This window comes from Bacteroidales bacterium (assembly GCA_018334875.1).
Lineage (GTDB): Bacteria > Bacteroidota > Bacteroidia > Bacteroidales > UBA12077 > JAGXLC01.
In genome coordinates this window covers 1-4,110 of record JAGXLC010000361.1, presented here as the reverse complement: position 1 = coordinate 4,110, position 4,110 = coordinate 1, and the positions used below count along the sequence as shown (strand labels likewise).

The window sequence follows — 4,110 nt, the reverse complement described above, 5'->3', positions numbered from 1 at the left end:
GCGGGATGGATTGTGGGAAGGATCCAGGTTACCCCGCATTAGAAAAACCGGGTTTTTGCGAAATTTATTGAAGCAAAAAGCCAGGTTTTTCAATAGCGTCAGAATTATTTGTGAATAATTCGGGTTAGAATTTAGAGTTTAGAATTTAGAATTTAATCCACTTATCTGGTTGAGGCTTTTCTATACCCCCTCATGTTCCGTGCGTTTGATGATCTCGTTCTGCAGTTCCTCGCTCAGATCGTTAAAATAATCGGAATATCCTGCCACACGAACGATCAGATCGGCATGTTTTTCCGGATGTTTCTGTGCTTCCCGCAGGGTTTCCGCGCTGATCACGTTGAACTGGATGTGATGCCCGTCCAGTTTGAAGTAGCTGCGGATCAGGCTGACGAACTTGTTGATCCCCTCTTCATCGCTGAAGAATGAAGGGCTGAATTTTTGATTCAGCAACGATCCGCCGGTTTTAATGTGATCAAGCTTCGCTGTGGTTTTGATGACCGCAGTGGGCCCTTTGCGATCGGCGCCCTGCACCGGGCTGATGCCTTCGGAAAGCGGTTCGGAAGCTTTGCGGCCGTCGGGCATGGCATTGATCACACTGCCGAAATACACATGGCTGGTAGTTGGCAACAGGTTGATGCGGTACTTTCCGCCCCGGGCCGTTGGCTTGCCGTTGATGGCCTGGTAAAAGGCATTAAAAACATCTACGGCGTGACGATCGGCATAATTGTCATCATTGCCGTATTTGGGTGTTTCATAGATCAGGTCGTGCCGTAATTCTTCATAACCCTCAAAATTTACCTCCAGCGCTTTCAACAGTTCATTCAGGGTCAGCCTTTTTTCGTCGAATACATTGTAGCGAATGGAGGTCAGATTGTCCGTGATGCTTCCCATCCCGACGCCCTGCACGTAGCTGGTATTGTATTTGGCCCCGCCGGCATTGTAATCCCGGGCATTGGCAATGCAGTCGTCGATAATAAGCGACAGGAAAGGCACCGGCATGTAATCGGCATAGATCTTTTCAATGAGGTTGTTGCCCCTGAGCTTGATGTCGGTAAAATGGTTGAGCTGCCGGACAAAGGCATCGAAAAACTCGTTGAACTCATTAAAATCTCCCGGTTCACCTGTTTTCAGTCCGATCGTTTTTCCGGTGCGTGGATCCTTTCCGTTGTTCAGTGTCACTTCCAGCACCTTGTTCAGGTTGAAGTAACCGGTAAGGATGTAGCTTTCCTTTCCGAAAGCCCCGGTCTCCACGCAGCCGCTCGCACCCCCGTTGCGGGCATCCTCTATCTCTTTGCCCTGGCGAAGCAGTTCCTGGATGATGGCATCGGTATTGAAGTAGGAGGGTTGTCCGAAACCCGTCTTTGTGATCTGCGCGGTGCGCTTGATCAGCCGGTCGGGGCTTTTTTTGCTGACCTGCACCATGGAACTGGGCTGTAGAATACGCATTTCCTCAATGACATCCAGCATCAGGTAGCTCAGTTTGTTGGTGGCATCGGCACCCTGCTCATCCAGCCCGCCAATGTTGATCAGTGCAAAGTCGGTGTAGGTGCTGCTCTCCTGTGCCGTTACGCCCACCTTGGGAGGAGAAGGGTGGTTGTTGAACTTGATCCAGAAGGATTCCAGCAATTCTTTTGCCTTTTCTTTATCCAGTCTATTTTCCCGGAGTTCTTTTGAATAAAACGGGAACACGTGTTGGTCCAGCCGGCCCGGATTGAAGGAATCCCAGGGATTCAGCTCGGTGATGACACCCAGATGAATGAACCAGTAATGCTGGAGGGCTTCATGGAAAGTTTCAGGCGCATATGCCGGCACCCTTTTGCAAATGCGTGCTATTTCTTCAAGCTCTGCTTTTCTCTTTTTATCACCGGACTTTCGGGCCAGGGCCGATAGTTTATCACTGTATCGCTCTGCATAGGCATTGATGGCATTGGCAGCGATACGCATGGCCTTCAGTTCTTCCTTCTTTTCAAAGGCATTGGGGTCGTTCAAAATATCTATATTGGCTTCACTCTCTTCGATTTCATTGATCAGATCGAGCAAACCTTTCTCAAATAGTTTTTTTCCACCTACCGTATGACCGGGAGCCCTTTGTTCCTGGAATTCAGTAAAGACTCCTGCTTCATAGGCATCAATCCATTCTTTTGGCATCAGGCTGAAGATCCGCTCGCGGTTGGTTTTTCCCTTCCAATAAGGGATGATGGTATCTTCATAAGCCTTGCGGGTTTCTGCATCCACTTTGAAGGATACCTTTTCCCTGGAATCAAGAATATCCAGGTCTTCCAGTGAGTGTAAGGTGATTTCGGGATAGGTGGGCGTGGCTTTGGGTGCAGGTCCGCGCTCTCCAACGATCAGCTCGCCGTCATTAATGCATATTTCCTTGTTCCGCATGATGTAATCAAATGCCATGGCCCGCCTGACGGGTATGGATACTTCCTGTGCCCGGTCGCTATTGTATAATTCAGTAACCAGCAAAGCCCTTTCAGCCGAAATTCGGTTGATAGCATTCAGGCTTTGCTCTCTGAGCTTTTCTATTCGTTCTGTCATAATTTTAATTATTCTTTTACCCCCCAATTTTTACTTCAAATCCGAGGGATTCAAATTCTCTTTTGATTCTTTCGGTTTCCCCATCTTCCAGTTTCTGTTCGCCCATCTTATTTTCCTTATTAAAACGCTTGTATTTCCCTTTTGAGATATCGTGGTAGGGCAGCACATCAATGTGTTGAACCTTATTCAGCTTTGACAGGTAGCTTTTTATCTGTTCAAGATTCTCCGGCGTATTGGTTATTCCCGGAATCACCGGGAAGCGAAGATACAAATTATGCCCGATATCATTCAGAAATTCCAGGTTTTCTAAAATCATTGTGCTGGAAACTCCGGTGTATTTTTTATGGAGTTCATTGTCTATGATTTTCAGGTCGAAAAGGATGAGATCGATGTAAGGCAATATCTGAATCAATATGTTTTGATCAGCATAACCGCAGGTGTCCAGCGTTGTATGGACATCCGCCTCCTTGCATCGGGTTGCAATCTCTTTCAGAAATTCCGGTTGCATGAGCGGCTCACCACCTGAAAAGGTTACACCGCCTCCCGAGTCATCGTAAAATATACGATCTCCCTCAATTATTTCCATGAGCGCTCCGGCCCCGATCTCATAGCCAACTGTCTGTTTTTTCTTGAAAATCCGGCCATCCAGCCTGTTTTCCCGTATATATTCCTCGATATTGCCTGACTGACTTTCAGGATTATGACACCACCAGCAGGAGAGGGGACATCCCTTGAAGAATATGGTTTGTCGGATCCCTGGTCCGTCATATAACGCATAATGTTTTATGTCAAAAATTAAACCTTGCATAAAAATGTTGTTGGAGGTTATTAATTGAAATTCTGAATAAGAAATATGCGCTGCCTTTAGCAGATCCAGCATTCGTAGAGGCCCTTTCCGAAAGAATGGTATTTGGTATGGATGGAAAAGCTTATGTTGAACATAATATCTGAATCACTTATAACGCAAATATACAAAATCATTTGTTTGTTTGGATACATGGAGATAAAAATTGGCCAAAAGATTGGTTTTTGGATTGATTTTTTATTGGGAATTGTTATAATTGTAGTGATGTTTTTTTAAATTTATAAAAATGATCCGTACTATTTTTCATGTATTAGCATTTACAGGAGCAATGATCTTCCTGTCAGGTTGTACACCAAAAGAGACTACTGAGGTTTCCGGTTCTTTCGACACCTTGCAAAAGCATTTTAAAGAGCCACCGGTAGAGTACAGCACAGCCCCGTTTTGGGTATGGAATGATGAGGTCACCAGAGAAAAGATCGACAACCAACTGCAACATTACAAGGAGCAAAACATTGATCAGGTGATCATTCATCCCCGTCCGGGTTTAATTACCGAATACCTGTCGGATGAATGGAATGAATTGTGCCGTTATGCAGTGGAGAAGGCCGAAGCACTGGATATGAAGGCATGGCTGTATGATGAAAATTCTTATCCCAGCGGATTTGCCGGGGGCCATGTGCCGGCAGAGATGCCTGAATCCTATGAACACGGATCCTCACTGGATCTTAAGAAGGTAAATGAATTAGAAGAGGCCCATATTG

3 protein-coding genes are annotated in these 4,110 nt (G+C 45.9%); 1 reads left to right on the top strand and 2 read right to left on the bottom strand.

Annotated elements, in window-relative coordinates:
* Positions 1 to 180 precede the first annotated feature (180 nt).
* Both KGY70_18070 and KGY70_18065 read right to left on the bottom strand, forming a co-directional pair.
* Positions 181 to 2,544 carry a glycyl radical protein gene (locus tag KGY70_18070; GenBank protein ID MBS3777108.1) on the bottom strand — a complete coding sequence of 788 codons (2,364 nt, stop codon included), beginning with the start codon at positions 2,542 to 2,544 and terminating at the stop codon, positions 181 to 183.
* A 16-nt stretch (positions 2,545 to 2,560) separates the two neighbouring features.
* Entirely contained in the window at positions 2,561 to 3,352 is a 792-nt protein-coding gene (locus KGY70_18065) for a glycyl-radical enzyme activating protein (GenBank protein MBS3777107.1), read from the bottom strand.
* Positions 3,353 to 3,635: 283 nt separating this feature from the next.
* Here KGY70_18065 and KGY70_18060 point away from each other — a divergent pair.
* A partial coding sequence (locus KGY70_18060; GenBank protein MBS3777106.1) for a hypothetical protein occupies positions 3,636 to 4,110 on the top strand: 475 nt, incomplete at its 3' end.

Coding starts and splice junctions, on each gene's coding strand:
- KGY70_18070 (MBS3777108.1), bottom strand. CDS start 2,544: ATGACAGAACGAATAGAAAAGCTCAGAGAGCAAAGCCTGAATGCTATC.
- KGY70_18065 (MBS3777107.1), bottom strand. CDS start 3,352: ATGCAAGGTTTAATTTTTGACATAAAACATTATGCGTTATATGACGGA.